General features: G+C 59.5%; 12 protein-coding genes. 6 read left to right on the forward strand and 6 right to left on the reverse strand.

Features of this window, described 5'->3' with window-relative positions:
- Position 1: 1 nt before the first annotated feature.
- Positions 2 to 3,631 (reverse strand): autotransporter outer membrane beta-barrel domain-containing protein, encoded by a 3,630-nt coding sequence (locus LPA36_RS01695; protein ID WP_228874413.1) that lies wholly within the window; start codon positions 3,629 to 3,631, stop codon positions 2 to 4.
- 495 nt (positions 3,632 to 4,126) lie between these two features.
- Between LPA36_RS01695 and LPA36_RS01700 the strand changes: the two genes are divergently transcribed.
- Both LPA36_RS01700 and LPA36_RS01705 read left to right on the forward strand, forming a co-directional pair.
- On the forward strand, positions 4,127 to 4,816 hold the full coding sequence (locus LPA36_RS01700; RefSeq protein ID WP_228874414.1) for a bestrophin-like domain: 690 nt from the start codon (positions 4,127 to 4,129) through the stop codon (positions 4,814 to 4,816).
- A 96-nt stretch (positions 4,817 to 4,912) separates the two neighbouring features.
- The gene (locus tag LPA36_RS01705; protein WP_228874415.1) at positions 4,913 to 6,409 is read left to right on the forward strand and encodes an IS5 family transposase; all 1,497 of its coding nucleotides are present in this window, start codon (positions 4,913 to 4,915) and stop codon (positions 6,407 to 6,409) included.
- 209 nt (positions 6,410 to 6,618) lie between these two features.
- On the opposite strand, the gene LPA36_RS01710 is transcribed toward LPA36_RS01705, so the two are convergent.
- Positions 6,619 to 7,659, reverse strand: a complete 1,041-nt coding sequence (locus LPA36_RS01710; RefSeq protein ID WP_228874416.1) for an AraC family transcriptional regulator — start codon at positions 7,657 to 7,659, stop codon at positions 6,619 to 6,621.
- A gap of 161 nt (positions 7,660 to 7,820) precedes the next feature.
- Here LPA36_RS01710 and LPA36_RS01715 point away from each other — a divergent pair, with 161 nt between their 5' ends.
- The 3 genes from LPA36_RS01715 to LPA36_RS01725 are packed head-to-tail and all read left to right on the forward strand — an operon-like array spanning position 7,821 to position 10,959.
- Positions 7,821 to 8,585, forward strand: coding sequence for an SDR family NAD(P)-dependent oxidoreductase (locus tag LPA36_RS01715; RefSeq protein WP_228874417.1), 765 nt, complete (start codon positions 7,821 to 7,823; stop codon positions 8,583 to 8,585).
- A 33-nt stretch (positions 8,586 to 8,618) separates the two neighbouring features.
- Positions 8,619 to 9,806 carry an acetyl-CoA C-acyltransferase gene (locus tag LPA36_RS01720; protein ID WP_228874418.1) on the forward strand — a complete coding sequence of 396 codons (1,188 nt, stop codon included), beginning with the start codon at positions 8,619 to 8,621 and terminating at the stop codon, positions 9,804 to 9,806.
- Between the two features lie 16 nt (positions 9,807 to 9,822).
- Positions 9,823 to 10,959 carry an acyl-CoA dehydrogenase gene (locus tag LPA36_RS01725; RefSeq protein WP_228874419.1) on the forward strand — a complete coding sequence of 379 codons (1,137 nt, stop codon included), beginning with the start codon at positions 9,823 to 9,825 and terminating at the stop codon, positions 10,957 to 10,959.
- A gap of 142 nt (positions 10,960 to 11,101) precedes the next feature.
- Here LPA36_RS01725 and LPA36_RS01730 read toward each other — a convergent pair whose 3' ends face one another.
- The 4 genes from LPA36_RS01730 to LPA36_RS01745 form a co-directional block, all read right to left on the reverse strand.
- Positions 11,102 to 12,046, reverse strand: a complete 945-nt coding sequence (locus tag LPA36_RS01730) for an electron transfer flavoprotein subunit alpha/FixB family protein (protein WP_228874420.1) — start codon at positions 12,044 to 12,046, stop codon at positions 11,102 to 11,104.
- Between the two features lie 22 nt (positions 12,047 to 12,068).
- Entirely contained in the window at positions 12,069 to 12,818 is a 750-nt protein-coding gene (locus tag LPA36_RS01735) for an electron transfer flavoprotein subunit beta/FixA family protein (RefSeq protein ID WP_228874421.1), read from the reverse strand.
- A gap of 168 nt (positions 12,819 to 12,986) precedes the next feature.
- Complete coding sequence (locus tag LPA36_RS01740; protein WP_228874422.1) at positions 12,987 to 14,108, reverse strand: porin; 1,122 nt, start codon at positions 14,106 to 14,108, stop codon at positions 12,987 to 12,989.
- Positions 14,109 to 14,807: 699 nt separating this feature from the next.
- Positions 14,808 to 16,379, reverse strand: coding sequence for a long-chain-fatty-acid--CoA ligase (locus tag LPA36_RS01745; RefSeq protein WP_228874423.1), 1,572 nt, complete (start codon positions 16,377 to 16,379; stop codon positions 14,808 to 14,810).
- Positions 16,380 to 16,853: 474 nt separating this feature from the next.
- Between LPA36_RS01745 and LPA36_RS01750 the strand changes: the two genes are divergently transcribed.
- Complete coding sequence (locus LPA36_RS01750; protein WP_228874424.1) at positions 16,854 to 19,631, forward strand: LuxR C-terminal-related transcriptional regulator; 2,778 nt, start codon at positions 16,854 to 16,856, stop codon at positions 19,629 to 19,631.
- Positions 19,632 to 19,650: the final 19 nt, after the last annotated feature.

Here is a 19,650-nt window from a genome sequence, read left to right on the forward strand (position 1 = left end):
GCTAGAAAAGGTACCGTCCGCCAAGGTTAAATAGCCATGCGCGAAATCCGGCGTTGCCGATCGCCTGCTGCCAGGAAACGCGTCCGTAGAGCGACATCCTTGGTGTGACGGTGCCGTTTATGCCCGCGGAAAACTGCAATGCATCGCCTGCCTTCCCCGAAACGAAATTTGCATCGGCAACCTGTACGTTGGTACCGTCGGTGAACGAGTGCAGCAGATCGATTGCGCCATACGGTGTGACGCGGCCTTTGTCGAGTTCGAATGGACGGGTAAGTCTCACGCCGAGCCGACCGGTCAACTGGTTCTGCGCGCCGATGTTGACGGGCAGTTCGTCGATATCTGTTTCGTTGCGAAAGCTCAGGTGCTGACCGACCAGTTGTACCTGGGGCTCCAGGTTCAGGCCGGCTGCCAGCGCGAAGGGGTAGCCACCTTCGACCGACGCTGCGTACGCGTTGCCGTTCAGATTCATTGCTTTCCCTCGCGCGTCGGTGTTCACCTGGCCGTCGAACCACCCGACCGACAGAATACTGTCGACGTACCAGCCTTTTTGGTTCTGGTAAGTGGCGTAGCCGGACAGTCGATATATAGTTGATTGTCCGCTGCTCTCGCCATCGACGGCCTCGGGTGTGAAGTTCAGCCAGCCCATCGTGCCGGCGAGGCCGAAGCGCCAGATGCTGCCGTTGTCGTCCCGATGTTTGTAGAGGTTGCCCCCGACCTGAATGGCAGAGTAGTTGCCGGTCGCGTTATAGCCGTAGCTGGTGAAATTCTGATTGGTCGTGTAATGAAATGTGCCGCCGTAGGCGCGAAAGAACATCTCGCCCGGTCCATTGTCTCGTGCCAGGTCGCGGTCATCGCGAACTTCACCGAGCCGGCGGTGCAGCGTGTCGATGTCGACGAGGCCAGCGTAGAGCAGAGCCGCGGGAGCCGTCAGATACGACGCAACCTGGGGCGCCACGGCAAGACGCGCGTCGGGCGGGACGATTACATCCTGTCCTGGCGTTGGAGTTGGAGTTGGTGTTGGTGTTGGAGTTGGAGTTGGAGTTGGAGTTGGAGTCGGAGTCGGTGTTGGAGTTGGCGATGGGTCGGGATCGACATCGCCTCCGGGCGTCACATAGGCAGTTTGCAACCGATAATCCCAGGCGTTGGCATTGCCGCCAACTAGAGACTGCGAAGAATCCGCTATTCCGTGATTTGAACCTAGACCGTACGCGTACAGCCGGTACTGGTATGGCGAGTGCGGGCCGGCGACATAATCGCCCGCCAGTTGAAACGCCTGCTGCGTTGAGCTTCCCCCGACCTGCACGACCGAGATGCCTTCGTCCGCGTTGATGACGCCCGTCGGCGACGTGATGGCATCCGCGCTATCCGGTGTGGGCCTGATGTCGATGACCGTTGAGCCTGTCGCATTGCCGCGAACAAGCAGCCGGTCTGTCTGCTGATTGGCAAGCGGGCCGCCTGCGTTGAGCAGCGTATTGAGCCGCACCGTCGCGTTGTCCCCGGCATAGTTCGCCGCTATCGTCAGGGCTTTGAACGCGTGATTGACCGGCTCTGAAAACGCGATCAGGCTCGCATCGTTGCTCAGGTTCGTCACATTCGACGTGGCGTTCAGGTTCCAGCTGGAAGCGCCCTGCAGGGTGAGGTTGAGCGCTTTTGACGTGGTGGTGCTGGCTGCCCCCGTTAGCATAGATCCACTATTGAGCGTCAAATCGAAGCTCGAGGCGCCTTCCGCGAGCAGATCGCCGGTCACGTCAAACTTTCCGCTTCCGCTGAATACGCCTGTGCCAGACGAGTGAATCGCATACGCACCTGCCGCAACCGAGTTGATTGTGGCACCCGCATTGAAGTTCAGTGAGCCCTTGGAGACAACCGCGGCGTCTGCGCCCGCCGCGGCTATCGTGCTCGGAGCGGAAAACGTAACCGTCGCGCCTGCCACGTTCACACCGGCGTTGGACGCATTGATAACAGAGGTGCCTCCAAAATTGACGGTACCTGAAGACGCATTGACCCCGTTCGCTCCGGAAGTAATCTGGGTCGTGCCATTGAGATTCGATGTTCCGCCAGTCGAGTTGATGCCGTGGCTCGTCGCGCTGATTTGCGTCGCGCCGCTGAACGTTGTTGCACCACCCGTCACCCATAGCCCGTAATCGGACGTACCCGTCGCATTCAACGTGGCCGGGCCGGTGAAAGTGGCGGTGCCTTTGTCGACACGTACCGCGGCGACACTGCTGGCATTCGTAGAAAGGCTGGTCGTCCCGGAGAAATTCGCGACGCCTGGCGAGCCGGTACTTGAGTTCGATGCGAGCCAGACACCATATCCGCCCTTTGCTGAATTCACGTCGACGCTCAGACCGTTGAGGAAGTTCACCGTGCCGCCCGTCACGCGGACTCCGCCGCCGGTGGCCGAGGCACCGCTCACCGAAATAGTAGTCAGGCCGCCGAAATTGGTGGTGCCGCTGTTCGAATCGACACCGTACGCGCCCACTGCTTCAGTGGGGTAAAGCGAAAGTATGCTCGGCCCCAGATACGTCACTGTGCCGGTGCCACCCGAGGTCGTGATATTGACCGGCCCCGTAAACGTGATGATGCCGCTTGTCGAATTGCTGTACACCCCAAACGCAGCTGATCCCGTGGTGGAGATTTGCGTTGAACCCTTGACGGTGATTTGCGCACCGGGACCTGCGACGCCCGACGTCGACGAATTCCACACGCCAAAGCCCGATTCGTAGCGGCTACCACTCGTGCTGGTGTTGACGGTCGAGCTAACCGTACTGACGCTGAGATCACCGTCGAAAAGCAGCGAACCCGCAACCCCACGCATGCCGGCTGCGCCGCTAGCCGACGTTGTCCTGATTGTGGTGTTGCCGGTAATTTCAGTTGTTCCCGTGCCGTCCTGGCGAATTCCGAAGCCCTGATCGCCGGTGGTCGTCAACGTCGCGTTGCCATTGACCTTGATCGTGTTGTTATCCGTTCCGCTCCACAACGCATATCCACGCACCTGTGCGGCGTTTGCGATGAGATCGCCGTTGATGTTGACCGTCCCCGTGCCCAGCGCATAGACGGCTGCCGCTTCAGCGTTGGTGCCGGTCGTGCCAAGCGCTCTCACAATGCTGAGTGTGATCGGTGCCGACGATGTCAGGTTCACGATGCCGCCGCCTGCATAGATTGCATTTGCTGCATACGCATCGGCGGTGACGTTGATAGTACCGATCACGTTGATCGTATTGCGCAGCGCCGCGGCAACCGATGAACCCGAATTGGCGGTAATAGCGTCGTCGTAGGTCGGATTTGTACCCGTGGAGACCGTTTGGGACGAATTGATCGTGGTAGTCCCGTTGAGAGTGGTCGTATACCCGGTCACACCGGAGGAGATGCCCACAGCGCCGGTGCGACCGCGGTTGGTCGAAGTGACATTGATCGTGCCAGTGTAGGTCGTGTTCTCATTGCTGATAAAGGGCAGATTGGTCGTTTGTGCTCGTGCTGGGGATGGCTGCACGCTGTACGCTGCGCTTGCCATCAGGACCGCCATTGTCGCCGGATTGAAGCGCATGGCAGGCGCGGGAATTTCATGGATCGCATGGCCAGAACAGGTCTTTTTTTTGCAGGCGCGCTTCGCCCGGTCTGGAATAGGCATGACCTTCCTCGTAACTGAGTAACAGTGAAAGCGGAGATCTCTGCCTCCTCTCCACGTTCAGGTCCGTCTATTCATTTCGCATATTCGCGTGCAGATGCGAGCCGAATTTCCGATCGTGGATGGTGCCGTCTAATAACGGGCGTCTTCCGATAGTGCTGCTACCGGACGATAACCAATGGATCAAGAGACGTATTAAGCACGACGTTAAAATAAACGTTTTGCATTCATATATCCTAGGTCACGGAATTGACCCGTGCTCCTGTTTCTGACGGGGAATTTCTACGGTATACAAAGACGGCAAAAATCTGCACGCGATTTTCTAACAACCTAAGATGTACGAGATGGGTCGGTGCTTCCAATTATCGGCAGCCATTTGGCGGCCGGGGAAAGAAGAAGATCGAAACGCCCATCGCATCAGGTTCAGCGTATGGATGTGCATAGGGTGACGTGCACTGGAGCCCCCGTGTCCGTTGCCGGTATTAACCTGGAATGTCCATGATCTGGCTTATCAATGCTGTTGCGCACCTTCCTGATATCGTCATATTGGCAGTAGGGGGGATATCTACCGCTGTCACAGCAGTTGGCATCGCCGTGGGCATAAGAAAAATGATTGAGCGCAACGCACAGGTCCAGTCGAGGAGCGCGCTCGCCGACGTAGTGCACGCAAGCCTGCTGGCGTTCGTGGTATTCGTTATGTCCAACGTTCTCTCGGACGTCAGGGCGAATCTGAGTAAGGCGGAAGATACCGTGCTCCGGGAGGCATCCATCATTACGAGAGTCAATCGGGATCTGAAGCTTATTGGAAGTCCGTCTGCGCAGGGCGCTCGTCGCGACTTGCAGCGTTATGTGCAAAACGCGTCAACGAGAGATTGGAAAACCCTTAGCAGAGAAGTACCTGCGCTTTCTGTTGAGGCGGACGCGGATCTGGATAAGGTCGCTTCGGATATCCAGGCGATTGCATTCGACAATCCGGCGTTTGCATCCTCGCTCAGTAGTTCGATGTACGATCTGGAGACTGTTCGCCAGCTACGGCTGGAAAATGCGATGGGTACTGTTCCGCAGGTGTTCTGGTGGGTTATTTCCGTTTTTCTGCTGGCCGCGATGATCATGAACGGCCGGTTTGAAATGACGCGGAGAGACAAGGTCATCGTTGCAGTACATAGTCGGTCCTGCAGAATGACGTGAAGGCACACGCGGCGTGGGAACAAGCGTAAATAAAGGGTTGCGTAACTCCCAGATTCAATATGGAATTGGCATATCTTCTGGGAGTGAGAGCCGCCCATGAGCACGCCGGATTTCTTTCGCAGCCGCCTGGATGCGATGATCGATTTGCGTCACCCGCTGGCCGTGCTGGCTAACCGGATGCCATGGACGTCGATTGAAGCGACGTTGACACCGATCTTCGAGGGGCGTGCTCGCGAAGGCCGGGTGAGCGAGGAGGTCGACCTGTTCGGCGTCGCGCCTAAGCTGGCGGGTGCGGGCATAAGCGCTGCCGGGCGTCCGCGCCTGTCGATCCGGCTGATGGTCGGACTGCTCTACCTGAAGCACGCGTACAACGAAAGTGACGAAGCGGTTTGCGAGCGCTGGGCGCAGGACGTGTACTTCCAGTTCTTCTGTGGCGAGGAGTACTTTCAGCCGCGTCTGCCGTGCGATCCGACCAACCTGGTGCGCTTTCGGCAGGCGCTGGGCGAAGCGGGCGTCGAGGAACTGCTGGCGGCGACGATAGCGGCTGCGGTGCAGATGAAGGCGGTGAAACCGGTTGAATTTGAGCGCGTGATTGTCGACACAACGGTGCAGGAGAAGGCAATTGCGTATCCGACCGACAGCCGTCTGCTTGAGGTGGCACGCGCCAGACTCGTGCAGTTGGCGCAACGCGCTGGTCTTGCACTGAAGCAGACGTACGAACGTGAAGGCAAACGGCTGCGTCGCCGCGCCGGCGGCTATGCGCATGCAAAGCAGTTCAAGCGGCTACGGCGTGTACTCAAACGTCAGCGAACAGTATTGGGAAGGTTACTGCGCGACATCGAACGCAAGCTGTCCGGTGCCCCGGACGAACGGCAGACGCAACTGCGCGTGTGGCTCGAGCGTGCATGGCGCATTTGCCGCCAACGTCCAAAGGACAAGAACAAGTTGTACGCACTGCACGCGCCTGAAGTTGAGTGCATCGGCAAAGGTAAGGCGCGGCAACCCTACGAGTTCGGCGTCAAGGTAAGCCTCGCGATCACCGAGAAACAAGGACTGATCGTCGGTGCACGGGCGTTTCCAGGCAACCCCTACGACGGCCACACGCTGGCGGAGCAGCTCGAACAGAGCGCCATCCTGTTGCAGGATCTGCCCGGTACGCCGCAACCGAAGACCGCGCTGGTTGATCTCGGGTTTCGTGGCGTCGATGCCGAAGTGTCGTCAGTACACCTTATTCATCGTGGCAAACACAAGACCCTGACCAGCACGCAGCGCCGTTGGCTCAAGCGACGGCAGGCGATCGAACCAATCATCGGCCATGTGAAGCACGACCACGGCATGCGGCGTTGCTGGCTCAAAGGGCAAACCGGCGATGCGCTACACGCGGTGCTGTGTGCTGCCGGCTACAACCTGCGCTGGTTACTGCGCGCAATCGTCCGCCTGGGCCTGAGGTCCGTATTTTTTATCCTCGCGTTGCTGCATTGGCTCGCCAATGTCACGCTGAAACCAGCGCTTGCTCGTCACAACCACTTTCGATGGGCTGATTACCGTTCGCCGACAGGCCACACCTTCGGCATAGCTCGCTACGCAAACTGAATTTTGCAGGTCCGACTACATATGGGTGCTATTGGAATGGTCCTTTCACTGGTTGTCATTCTGGATGAGCCTTACCGGGGGCAAAGCGCGATCTCGTCCGCGCCGCTGATTCACGCGGCACGTCTTGCTTCCCCCTAGTGGGAAGCAAGACGTTGGTGGATACGAAACACTGTTTGCCTGCGGGCAAAAGAACCTCGGGCCTTGATTCTCTACGCTGCTTTACCTGCGCGATACTCGCTGGGTCGCGCACCGGTCCATTTCTTGAACGCACGATGGAATGTGCTCGCTTCCGCAAAACCAAGTTCGGTTGCAATATCTGCGATCGTCCGGTTGGAATCGCTGAGCAGTGAAACAGCCAGATCTAGACGCAAGTCGTCGAGAATGTCTCGGTAGGATTGCCCCTCCGCATCCATGCGGCGACGCAGCGTCGACGGCGACGTGTTGAACTGTTTCGCGAGATCTGCAAAATCAGGCCACTCGGCTGGCTCGACCTCCCGGAGGCGACGGCGTATTTGAGCCGTCAGACTCGCGCTATTCTTGTACTTGACGAGGAAGTTGGTTGGCGCGACGCGAAGGAATTCCTTCATCGTACGTTCATTCTGGACAATTGCCATGTCTAGAAACTCAGCCGGGAAAACGATCCGGGTGTCCGGTCGATTGAAACGTAGAGTCGGTGAAAAAAGCACTCGCCATTCGCCGCTATAACCCGGCTCCGCACACCGAAAATCTGCTGACTGCAGCGGAATACGTCGTCCGACCAGCCAGCAGGCGAGGCCATGCAGAATAAGCAGAAATGTTCCATACGCGAAGGCGCGTCCCGGCAGCGGTTCGTTCCTTTCTGCATCGTTCTCTCGCCGATCTGAAACGACGATGCTTGCGAGATCCCCTTCCCGAATCAGCTCGCCTTCCATATCGTCGAGGACAACTCGCATGAATCTCAGGGCCCGCGTCAATGCGTGGTCGAGGTTCTTGCAGTGAATGACGGTATGGCACAGAAGCGTAAAGCTGCCCACCTTCATCCTGTGGCTATCCATGCCGAAGAATTCATCGTCCAGAGCCCGGGCTATCAGGTGCCACAACTTGCCATAGTTGCCAGCTGAGACGCGGGCCTGACGCAGTCCCAGCAAATCCGGTGAAATGCCAGCCCGCTCCAGAAGCTTTGCCGTGTCGTGCCCGCCGCGGCGAACCCCCTCGAGTGCCTCGTGTACAAAGCTGATGGCTATGGTGCCTCTTTCAATGTTGGGGGGCATACGAAGTTGCGAAAGCGGGCAGAAATGGTGGCCAATAGTATCACCTGGGTTGACGGTTTTCGCCCTAGGAGTCGGAGCTCGCCGCTTTTAGACTTCACGCATCGAAAGCAGACAACTGTCACCGACGACAGGCTCTCAGGATTCTAAAAAAGAGGTGATGTGTGAAGATTGAAGGCAACGTATTTGTTGTGACGGGTGGCGGGTCTGGCCTCGGTGCCGCGACGGCTGCGCTGATCGTTCATCGAGGCGGTAGCGTCTTGCTGGCCGACGTCAACGAGCAGGCTGGTGTGGAGACGGCGAAAGCGCTAGGTGCAAGAGCCCGTTTCGTCCTTACCGATGTGACGAGCGAAGCAAGCGCCGGCGCTGCGTTGGCCGCTGCGGGCGAAATGGGAACCCTACGCGGGCTTATCAATTGCGCCGGAGTAGCTCCCGCAGAAAAAGTGGTGGGACGCGACGGACCGCACAGGCTCGAAGCGTTCGCGCGAACCATCACCATCAATCTGGTGGGCACGTTTAACATGATTCGCCTTGCCGCTGCAGTCATGTCGGCCTCTGAGCCCGACGTGGCCGGTGAGCGTGGCGTCATCATCAATACAGCTTCTGTGGCGGCATTCGACGGGCAAGTGGGGCAGGCCGCTTACGCCGCCTCCAAGGGCGGCGTGGTGGCCATGACATTGCCTGTTGCGCGTGAATTGGCTCGCTTCGGGATCCGCCTCATGACCATTGCCCCTGGCATCATGGAAACGCCCATGCTGACGAGCATGCCCGGCGAGGTTCAGGAATCCCTCGGGAGAACGGTTCCGTTCCCACCACGTATGGGCAAGCCTCTCGAATTTGCTGCACTCGCGGAGCACATCCTGACGAATCAGTACCTGAACGGCGAAGTCATCCGGTTGGATGGCGCGATTCGCATGGCCGCAAAATGATCAGGCATTCCGCTTCTTTCCAGGTGAGATTCGATGAGTAACGATCCCGTAGTCATTGTTTCAGTCGCTCGCACGCCGATGGGCGGCTTTCAAGGCGACTTGTCCGGCTTAAGTGCCCCACAACTCGGCGGAGTCGCCATCAAGGCCGCTGTCGAGCGCGCGGGTATCGACGCCGCAGATGTTCACGAAGTCGTCATGGGTTGCGTGCTTCCGGCGGCCCTCGGCCAGGCTCCGGCGCGCCAGGCTAGCATCAACGCGGGGCTCCCGCTGTCTGTCGCGTGCTCGACGGTTGGCAAAGTCTGCGGCTCCGGCATGAAGGCCGCCATGGCTGCGCATGACGCGTTGGCGGCGGGCAGCAGCGACGTGATGGTGGCCGGTGGCATGGAATCCATGACCAATGCACCGTATCTCCTGCCCAAAGCGCGGGGCGGCTTCCGGTTGGGCCACGGCCAGGTTCTCGATCACATGTTCTTCGACGGACTGGAAGACGCCTATTTCGACAAAGGCCGCCTGATGGGGACCTTTGCAGAAGAGTGTGCGACCCAGTATGGCTTCACGCGAGAGGACCAGGATGCCTACGCGACGTCGTCGACAATCCGCGCACAGGACGCGATAAAGAACGGCGTATTCGCATGGGAAATTGCGCCTGTGACCGCTGTCGGCAAATCCGGAGACCGTGTGATCGAGCACGATGAGCAGCCGCCCAAGGCTCGCCTCGACAAGATCGCCGGGCTGAAGCCTTCGTTCAGGAAAGACGGCACGGTGACCGCGGCGAACTCGAGCTCCATTTCCGATGGTGCGGCCGCCTTGGTGATGATGCGGCGATCCACTGCGGAGAAGCTCGGCGTCAAGCCAATCGCGATGATCGTGGGTCATACGACTCACGCGCAGGAACCCAGGTTATTCACGACGGCGCCGGTAGGCGCCATACAGAAGCTGCTGTCGAAGACCGACTGGGCAGTCCATGATGTCGATGCGTGGGAAATCAACGAAGCATTTGCGGTCGTTGCGATGGCTGCCATCAGAGATCTCGAACTCGACCGTTCGCAGGTCAATACGCATGGCGGCGCGTGCGCGCTCGGTCATCCTATTGGGGCATCGGGCGCCCGTCTTCTGGTGACGCTTATCGGCACACTCAGGAATAGCGGCGGCAAACGCGGTATCGCCAGCTTGTGTATCGGCGGCGGGGAAGCAACGGCTATGGCCATTGAGATGCTTTGAGTCTCAGGAGGACACGATGATCTTGACGCAAGAACAGGAAATGATCCGCGACAGCATGCGAGCCTTCGCCGAAGAACGGCTGGCTCCGCATGCCGCTGAGTGGGATCGCAATCACACTTTCCCATCGGAAGCGCTGAGAGAGCTCGGCGAATTGGGCGCACTCGGTATGACTGTTCCGGAGGAGTGGGGCGGCGCCGGCATGGACTACATGAGCCTTGTGCTCGCGATCGAGGAAATAGCTGCAGGCGATGGCGCGACGTCGACCATTGTCAGCGTGCAGAACTCTCTCGCGTGTGGCATCACGCTCAAGTATGGCTCTGATGCTCAGAAGGAGGAATGGTTAAAGCCGCTGGCGAGAGGAAAAGCACTCGGCTGCTTTTGCCTGACCGAGCCGCACGTAGGTTCCGACGCCTCGGCACTGCGAACCACGGCGGTGAAGGATGGGGACCACTGGGTGCTGAACGGCGTCAAACAGTTCATCACCACAGGCAAGCACGCCGATGTCGCCATCGTCTTTGCGGTATCGGATAAGACTGCCGGCAAGAAGGGCATCTCATGCTTCCTCGTGCCGACCGCGACGCCGGGCTACATCGTCGCGCGTGTTGAAGACAAGATGGGGCAACACGCATCGGACACTGCGCAGATTGTTTTCGAAAATTGCCGCGTGCCGGCGAGTGCGATGATGGGCGCTGAAGGAGAGGGCTACAAGATTGCGCTCTCCAATCTCGAAGCGGGGCGCATCGGGATTGCAGCGCAAGCGGTGGGTATGGCGCGGGCCGCATTCAATGCCGCGGTCAGATACGCGAAAGAGCGCGAGACGTTTGGCAAGCCCATCATCGAGCATCAGGCGGTCAGCTTCCGTCTCGCCGATATGGCAACACAGCTGGACGCCGCGCGTCTGATGGTATGGCGGGCCGCCATGCTTAAGGATGCGGGTAAGCCTTGCTTGAAAGAAGCTTCGATGGCGAAAATGTTTGCGTCCGAAATGGCTGAGAAAGTGTGCTCGGATGCTGTCCAGGTTCACGGTGGCTACGGATACCTTTCCGACTTTCCCGTCGAGCGCATTTGCCGCGATGTGCGCGTGTGTCAGATCTACGAAGGTGCAAACGATATTCAGCGTATTGTGATTGGTCGAGCGATTGCCCAAGACTAGTGATCTGATTGAAGCATTGAGCGCATAACGGAAATATGCCGACATCGGAACAACCTGGCAAGTTGCACCGATGTCGGCATTATCACGTCGATGTGGGCAACGGCGTGACTGTTGCTGGTGCAACCCCTTTGGCAACAGACGCTTATAGCGCCGAAGTAAGCTCAGGCACCGCGGCAAAAAGATCGCCTACCAGACCGTAATCGGCGACGCTAAAGATGGGTGCTTCCGGATCTTTATTGATCGCGACGATCACCTTCGAGTCTTTCATCCCCGCGAGGTGCTGGATCGCACCCGAGATACCGACTGCAAGATACAGTTGCGGCGCGACGATCTTGCCCGTCTGACCGACCTGGTAGTCGTTCGGCACGAAGCCCGCGTCCACTGCCGCGCGCGAGGCGCCCAATGCGGCACCGAGCTTGTCGGCGAGCGGCTCCAGCACCTTCGTATAATTTTCGCCGCTGCCAAGCCCGCGACCACCGGAGACGATGATCGACGCGCTCGTCAGTTCCGGACGGTCCAGTTTTGTCACCTCACGACTCACGAACTGCGAGATGCCTGCATCCGCTGCCGCCTGAATCGTCTCTATCACGGCGCTACCGCCTTCCGCCGCGACCGGGTCGAAGCCGGTCGTGCGGACCGTGATCACTTTGATCGGGTCAGACGATTGCACCGTTGCGATCGCGTTGCCTGCGTAGATCGGGCGTTCGAATGTGTCGGCGCTATCCACCGCAGTGATGTCGCTGATCTGTGCGACATCGAGCCTCGCGGCAATACGTGGCGCGATGTTCTTGCCGTAAGCCGTCGCGGGCGCGAGGATGTGCGAGTAGTCCTTCGCCAGGTTCAGCACGGTCGCTTCGAGGTTTTCCGCAAGTCCCGCCGCGAGTTGGGGCGCGTCAGCGAGAAGTACCTTGCTCACGCCTGCAATCTTCGCAGCGGCCTCGGCCGCGCCGTGCGCGTTGTGGCCTGCTATCAGCACGTGGATGTCGCCAACACCCAGCGTGGCAAGCACGGCTCCCGCCGCCACTGTGTTGAGCGTGACTGCTTTCACTGAAGCATTGTTGTGTTCTGCAATTATCAGAATCGTCATTTATTTGATCTCTCAGGTTCTCTCACAAGACCTTGGCTTCGGTCTTCAGCTTCTCGATCAGCGCGTTCACGTCGGCGACCTTCACGCCGGCGCTACGCTTCGACGGTTCGACTACCTTCAACGTTTTCAGGCGCGGCTTGACGTCCACACCAAGGTCCTCGGGCTTGAGCGTTTCCAGCGGCTTCTTCTTTGCCTTCATGATGTTGGGCAGCGTCACGTAGCGCGGCTCATTGAGGCGAAGGTCCGTCGTAATCACAGCCGGGAGCGTCAGCGAGAGTGTTTCCGCGCCGCCATCCACTTCGCGCGCTACCGTCGCTTTGCCGTCGGCGACCGTCAGCTTCGAGGCGAAGGTGGCTTGCGGCAGACCAGCGAGCGCCGCCAGCATCTGCCCGGTCTGGTTGGAGTCATCGTCAATGGCTTGCTTGCCAAGGATCACCAGTTGCGGCTGTTCCTTGTCGATCAGTGCCTTGAACAGCTTGGCCACGGCCAGCGGCTGAAGATCTTCATTCGACTCGACTAGGATCGCGCGGTCCGCGCCGATTGCCAGCGCCGTGCGCAGCGTTTCCTGACATTGCGTCACACCGCACGACACGGCGACGACTTCCGTTGCCACACCGGCTTCCCTAAGGCGCACCGCTTCTTCCACGGCGATCTCGTCGAACGGATTCATGGACATCTTCACGTTTGCGAGGTCGGGACCTGTATTGTCCGATTTGACGCTCACTTTTACGTTGGCGTCGATCACCCGTTTTACTGCTACAAACACTCTCATTTCCTTCTCCGGACTTCAAAGCAAACATAATCTGGTATCGCAGGTGACATCCTCGCGACACCGAAAGCAGTGTGTTTCCGACGTCACGCCTGTCGCCGCGAAGGGCAAGACGTGTACTAAAGACCTTCTCGCATGTCGATCCGGCACGCGATAAGGTCTGTCGAGTTTTTAGAATGTGTGGCGTATGCCGAGGTTGACCGCAGTCGTCGCCGAATGGGGCGCTACTGGAGCACCATACGTGAGCGTTGTGGTCATCGTTCCCTCGTTGTTCACGTGGCCAGCCTGCGCATACAAAGTCGTCGCTTTCGAAAGGCTGTAATCAACGCCCACGGCGAATTCGAGGGACTTATTGGCGGAGTTGTTGGCGTCTTTGAGATAGTAGATGCCGCTCGTGACCCTGAACGCGGGCGTGAACCGATAGCCGAGGCCGCCTGAAATCATGTCAAGGTCCACCACGTTCGATCGCGACGGGTCGCGACCATTTGCGTATGACGCGGACACGGAGAAACCGTGAGTCGTATATTCTCCGCCGGCATACATGAATCGATTGTTATCGCGGCCAGTGGGGACCGTGGTTCCAGGATTCGAGTCGTGACCGTTGTAGTAAATGGCCGCGAGACTCAGCCCATAGTTGGAATACTTCAGCACCGCTGATTCACGCGTGCCGCCCTGGATGCTGCCCGCCACTCCGCCGGGCGCATATTCCAGCGCCACGCTCACGCCAGCAAACTTGGGCGAGTTATAGACGATCGCGTTACTGTCATACAGAGCGCCTATCGGTCCGTTGGTTGAGGTGCCGACCCAGCCCGCGGACTGATTCATACCTAACCAGCTAGTCAGGATGCTGCCGAAGTACTGTCCGCCGCGTACGTCGGTCTCGGCGAGCGCGTAAGCCATCGGTGCGAACTGACGACCTGCGTTGATCGAGCCGAACGGGCCGGACACGCCGACGCTCGATTCCTGATTGAACATTGCCGACACGCCCGGCGTATCCGACAGGCGGAGTGCGCCGGAGGTGCTGGTGAATGCGCCTTGCAACCTGAAATTGACGGAATATCCTCCGCCGATATCTTCGGTACCCTTAAGGCCCCACAAGCTCGAATAGATTCCACCGTCCTTGAGTGTATAAAGCCGTCCGAGGTTCTTGCCCGCCGGGTTGAACGATGCTGCGGACGTGCTTTGATACAGCAGACCCGAGTCGAGCACGCCAAAGAGCGTCACTGACGATTCCGCGTATGCCGTGCTGCCAATCGTAGCCATGGTGGCCACCACAAACCATTTCAACTTCATTGCGTCTCCTCTTCGTTGTTATAAAAGGCCGAAATACAGAGATCGATTCGGGACTACTTTCGTCGCCCGAGCGTCCATCGATGCGGTGCATACGTTTGCGATTCTGTCGGTGTTTTGAGAGGTGCTTCGGTGAGCGTTGACGTTCGTACCGGCAATGTCACTCGCCCGCATTCGCCTGAAGCCAAAGCTTGTACGGCGTACGTTCGGCTTTACGTTTTCGTTTGTCTCCTCAATTGAGAGACATTGTCGTTTCTCAATCGCGGACTGTCGTAGTCCGATCTACCTATTTACTGGAAGAGCTGGCCAGTCGTTTTCCCTGGTATCTCGCGTAATCGCCAGATGGAGGGCGTTGATCTTTTTGCCGCGAGACTGCGTGGAAGATGGCGCGCAAGTTTGTTGAGCTTGTGCCGGAACGCGTGCGCGATTGATGCGTTTGTCGCGATCGATGCGGGACTCAAAGCAGAACGAAGTTCGCCGGGCGGCAACGTCGCTTTGTACGTTAACGCCAACATGAAGAGCCGCGCAGACATGGGCGCTAGAGAATTGTCGGGATCAACGACGCCTGTACGACCGGCTTTGGCGTCCGACAGAATAAGCAAACCCCGCTGTTATGCCTGTTTCCTCGAAGAAACAACTGTGGGGTTGTGACCTGCATTTGCGCCGCAGACCCGAGGGAACGCCAGGTCGGCGGCGGCTTCCTCAAGCTACGCCACGTTTCCGGTTTGACCAGAACGTCTCGCGCAGTGTGTTCTTTTGAATTTTTCCAACAGGCGAGATAGGAAGCGATTCGCGGAACTCCACGCTACGGGGGCACTTGTATCCCGCGATGCGTTCACGACAATGCGCCTGAATGTCCTCGGCTGTCGCGGCCTCGCCGGGCTTCGCGACGATCACCGCGTGAACGGATTCGCCCCATCTGTCATTGGGTATTCCGATTACGGCGCATTGAGCGACAGCCGGGTGGCTGGAGATAGCGTTTTCGACTTCGGCGGAATAGATGTTTTCACCGCCGGAGACGATCATGTCCTTCAGGCGATCGACAACATAGAGCAGACCGTCGTCGTCCATATATCCACCGTCGCCGGTGTGCATCCAGCCGTTGCGCAGTGTTTCGGCTGTTGCCTCCGGCAGGTTCCAGTAACCCAGCATCACATTCGGACCACGTACGATAATTTCGCCCGTTGTGCCGCGCGGTACTTCCCGGTCCTCTGAGTCGACGATCCTGACCTCGACACACATCAAGGGTCGACCCGCGGCGCGCATCTTGCCGCTCGCGTAGGCTTCGTCGGTATGGTATTCCGCCCCGAGCGAAGCACAGACGGGCGAGAGTTCCGTCATGCCGTAGCCCTGAACAAATTCGGCTTTAGGAAACATCTTCTGCGCGCGCCGTAGCAGCGACTGCGAAATCGGTGAAGCGCCGTACATGATCCGCGTGAGAGAAGACTTGTTCAGGCTCGTGCTCTGATCCGGATGATTGTCGATCCAGTCGAGCATCATCTGAAGCATCGTTGGCGCCAGCATGACCCGGTTCACGCCATGTTTGGAAATAGCTTCCATCGTCGTTTGGGGCGTGAAGGCCGGGGTGACGACATGCACACCGCCGCACGCGAGGAGCGCATTGATTGCCGCGAAACCTGCCAGGTGGAACATCGGCATTGCATGAAGAAACACCGTGCCTGGCACAACGTGACCGACCGCGAGTGTAGCGAGCATGGCCACGCCGAGGTTCGTATGGCTCAGCATCACGCCTTTCGGGAAACCGGTGGTGCCGCCCGTGTAGAAGATGCCGGCGAGATCGTCGCCCTGACGGCCCGCATCTTCTACCGCTTCAGATTGGGCGATCAGGCTTTCGTAACTCAGCATGCCTTCGGGAACATCGTCGTCACCGGCGTAGATGACATGACGCAGTGTGGCGGCTTCGCGCGCCAGTTTGAGGCCAAGGTCGCGGAACGTTTCATCGACGATCAGGATGGACGTGCCGGAGTCGTTCAGCGCGTACAGCAGTTCGCTCGCGCTCCACCGGATGTTGAGCGGATTCAATACGCCGCCCGCCCACGGCGTTGCCATGTAGTACTCGATGTATCGCGGCGAATTGACTGACAGCATGGCGACCCGCTCGCCATTGCCGACGCCCAGTTGCCGAAGCGCTCCTGCGAGCCGCGCGACGCGCGCACCGAGTTCGGCGAAGGTCCGTGCTTCGCTGTCGAAATGTATCGCTGTCGCGTTCGGCCGTTGCTGCACGCTGCGATGCAGCCCTTGTGTCAAGTACATCTCTCGTCTCCGTCGATCGTTTTTTGCTACTTGCCGGGCTCCGCAGACGGCATTGCGTCAACTAGCGCACACCGCTCCACTGCTGGCCCGAGCCAATATCATCGCAGTATCCACGGGGCCTTTCCAGCGGACCCCCCCCCATTAAAGGGGGGCGCTCAAGCGCCCGCATGGCCGCTCCGGGTGGGGCTCAGGGAGTGACCGACAGCGTTAGCAGGTACAGCCTCCCGGGCATACGGCTCTTTCGTCAGGTGAATCCGCCTTAAGCGGCGTTCGCAACCCTTTCGTTCGACGGCGCGCACTTCGCGGGTGCCTCGCCGGTGAGCGGCTAGAGGCTAGTGCGCGCATCCTCAACGAGCAGTGGCGGCGGCCCGGCGATTGACGGCGGGATATAATTCCCCGTGATTCTGCTGCTCCTGATTGCATTTGCGGGGTACACGTGTACTTGCGCCCAGCCGTGCATCAAGTTTTCGCCTCATGTTCCAGTCCGATACGCCATTGAGCGAAGTGTCCCGTCCCCCTAGCCACATTGAAGCCTCGATTGCCGGCACCAAACTGACTCCGCCGCGTGCGGCGCGTCGTTTGCTGCCGCGAGAAGCGCTGCTCGCACGGCTCGTTGCAACGCGGCGGCAGCGCGTCGTATTGCTCCGCGGACCCGCGGGCAGCGGCAAAACGACGACGCTGGTGACATGGCGGCAGGCGTTGCTTTCCTTCGATTTCGACGTCGCATGGCTTTCGCTGACCGCTGACGATAACGATCCTGCGCGTTTTTTCGACTGTTTGCTGGCCAGTCTCGCAGAAGTGGATCCGGCCATGGTGTGCGAAGTCGCGCAGTTGTCGGGCGAGGACTGGGAAGCCTCGAAAATCGAACACCGCATGATCATGCTCGTCAGCGGCATGGCCCGCCGGTCACGCGAACTGGTGCTCATGCTTGACGACGTGCAGCATCTCACCGATCCGCTGGTCACGCTCGCGCTGCAACATCTGATCGACTATGCCCCGGCTCATTTTCATCTGATCGTCGCCTCTCGAAGCGCGCTGCAACTGTCCCTGTGGCGCTTCGAGTCTCAGGGACAGTGCAGTGAGTTCGACCTGCGCGATCTGCGCTTCTCGCCCGCCGAGTCCGAGCAGTTTCTGCGTGACCAGCTAGGCGAAATCGATTCTCGCGACGCACAGGTTCTGTACGAACTGACCGGCGGCTGGATTGCTGGCCTGCAGCTATTCGCGGTGGATCTGAAGAGTCGCCGCGACGGGCGCTATGCCTGTATTCAGGTGCATGACGCTCGCGCTTTCGCGGATTATTTCGAGCGCGAAGTACTGACCCGGCTGGCACCGGAGGACCTCGAACTGTTGGCGTGCCTCTCCATCTGCGACCGTTTTTGTCCTTCGTTATGCGCGACCCTGATGGGCCAACCGCATGCTCTCGTGCCCATGTCGACCCGGCTCGTTCATCTGGAGGCTGAAAATCTTTTCCTCGAACAGGTGAGCGGGCGCGACCGGGAAACATGGTACCGGCTGCATCCGCTGCTGCGCGAGGTATTGCAGGCCCGCGTCGCTACGCTTTCGGAGGCTGAGCGGCGAGCGCTGCACGCAAAGGCCTGGCGTTGGTTCGACCAGCATGGTTTTGTCGATGAAGCGGTGCGTCACTCAGTTCTTGCCGACGAGCCGCAAGCCGCGGCCGATATGGTGCAGGCGTGCGCGCCGGCACTGGTCGCGCAGGGCGAGCTTGGCCAGATCGCCGGTCTGCTGCGGCAGCTACCGCACGACGTGGTCGAAGCGCGGTTCGATCTGCGCCTTCTGGCCGCCCATCTGCAACTGGCCGCGCGCAATCTCGACGTTGCCGAACAGTCCATCCAGTCGATGCAAGTCGAAGCTGCAGGCGGTGGGCTCGATGAGCATCAACGTTTTACGCTGACCTTGTTATGCGGCCTGGTCGCACTGCAGCGCGACGACACCGAGGCGTTGGCGGCGATTCTGCCGGAACTGCAACGACCGCCTGCACATACCGACGACTTCAAGCTATCCGGGTGCAGCACCATCACGTCCTGGATGCATATGTACAGGGGCGAGTACGAAACGGCACGCGAAGTGCTGAAAAACGGCACCCGCCGCGAGGGCGCGCCACGCGTCGACCTGCTTGCACGCTGTCTGACCGGCATGAGTCACGCGCTGGAAGGCCGGATGGTCATCGCCGAAGGCATTTACCGTGAGGTGCTCAAAGACGCGGAAAAATTCGGCGCGGCGTACATCGGTGCCACCTGTATGGCGACAGGTTTGCTCGGCGACGCGCTGTATGAGCTCAATGATTTCGATGCCGCGCGCACGATGATCGAGGAGCGCGTCGACTTCATGGAGCGAGTCTCCATCCCGGACATCGTCCTGAGTGCGTTCGTCACGCTGAGCGCCGCCCACAGCCTCGAGCGGCGGCCTCTGGAGGCCTATGCCTATATAGAACGGCTGGAGGACTACGCGCTCAGATATCGGCTTGACCGGCTGCTAGCTCACGCCCTTCGCGAGTCGGTGCGCTTGAGCCTCATGCAGGGCGAGATGGATCAGGCTGACGCAGCGCTCAAACGCGCCGCAGCGCTCGGCGCCCGCTATGCCGATGCAACGCGCGGCACCGCGCTGGAAGTCCGGGTCGCCACGGAGAGAGCGCGGATCGACATGTCGTTGCACCGAAAGGCATTTGACGACGCCCGTTCGCGGCTTCTTCCACTCGTCGCAATGTCCGAAGAAGGCGGGCGATGGCGGCGTGCGGCGAGCTTGCGTGTGCAACTCGCCTTGGCCGAACTGGCGCGCGGGTCCGACCGCTCGGCCAGGGACAATCTGCTGGCGGCCATTCAACTCGGGCATCGTCTGGGATTGCAGCGAACGCTCGTCGACGCTACGCCGGATTTGCCACAATTGCTGGACGCGATTCTTCAGAGAGAAGCGCTTGAGCCCGTCCTGGCGTTCTACGTTCAGCGGCTTGACGCGTGCGCCAATACCGCCGGCGCTGGGCTCTCAGCCGCACAGGCTGCCGATGCGGGCGGTGGGATAAAAGCGCTTAGCGAGCGCGAAACCGAAGTGCTCGAACTTCTCGCGATGGCTATGCCGAACAAAAGAATTGCGCGTGTGCTCGGTGTGGCTCCTGAAACGGTGAAGTGGCATCTGAAGAATATCTATATGAAGCTCGGCGTCTCCGGGCGTGACGAGGCCGCAGCCCGACTGCGGGATTTCTCCGGCGGCATTCCGCCGGTGCAGCGCCCCGAGTAGGTCTAAACGACCGCACCCC

It is taken from the genome of Paraburkholderia saeva (genome assembly GCF_907164555.1).
Classification (GTDB): Bacteria; Pseudomonadota; Gammaproteobacteria; order Burkholderiales; family Burkholderiaceae; genus Paraburkholderia; species Paraburkholderia saeva.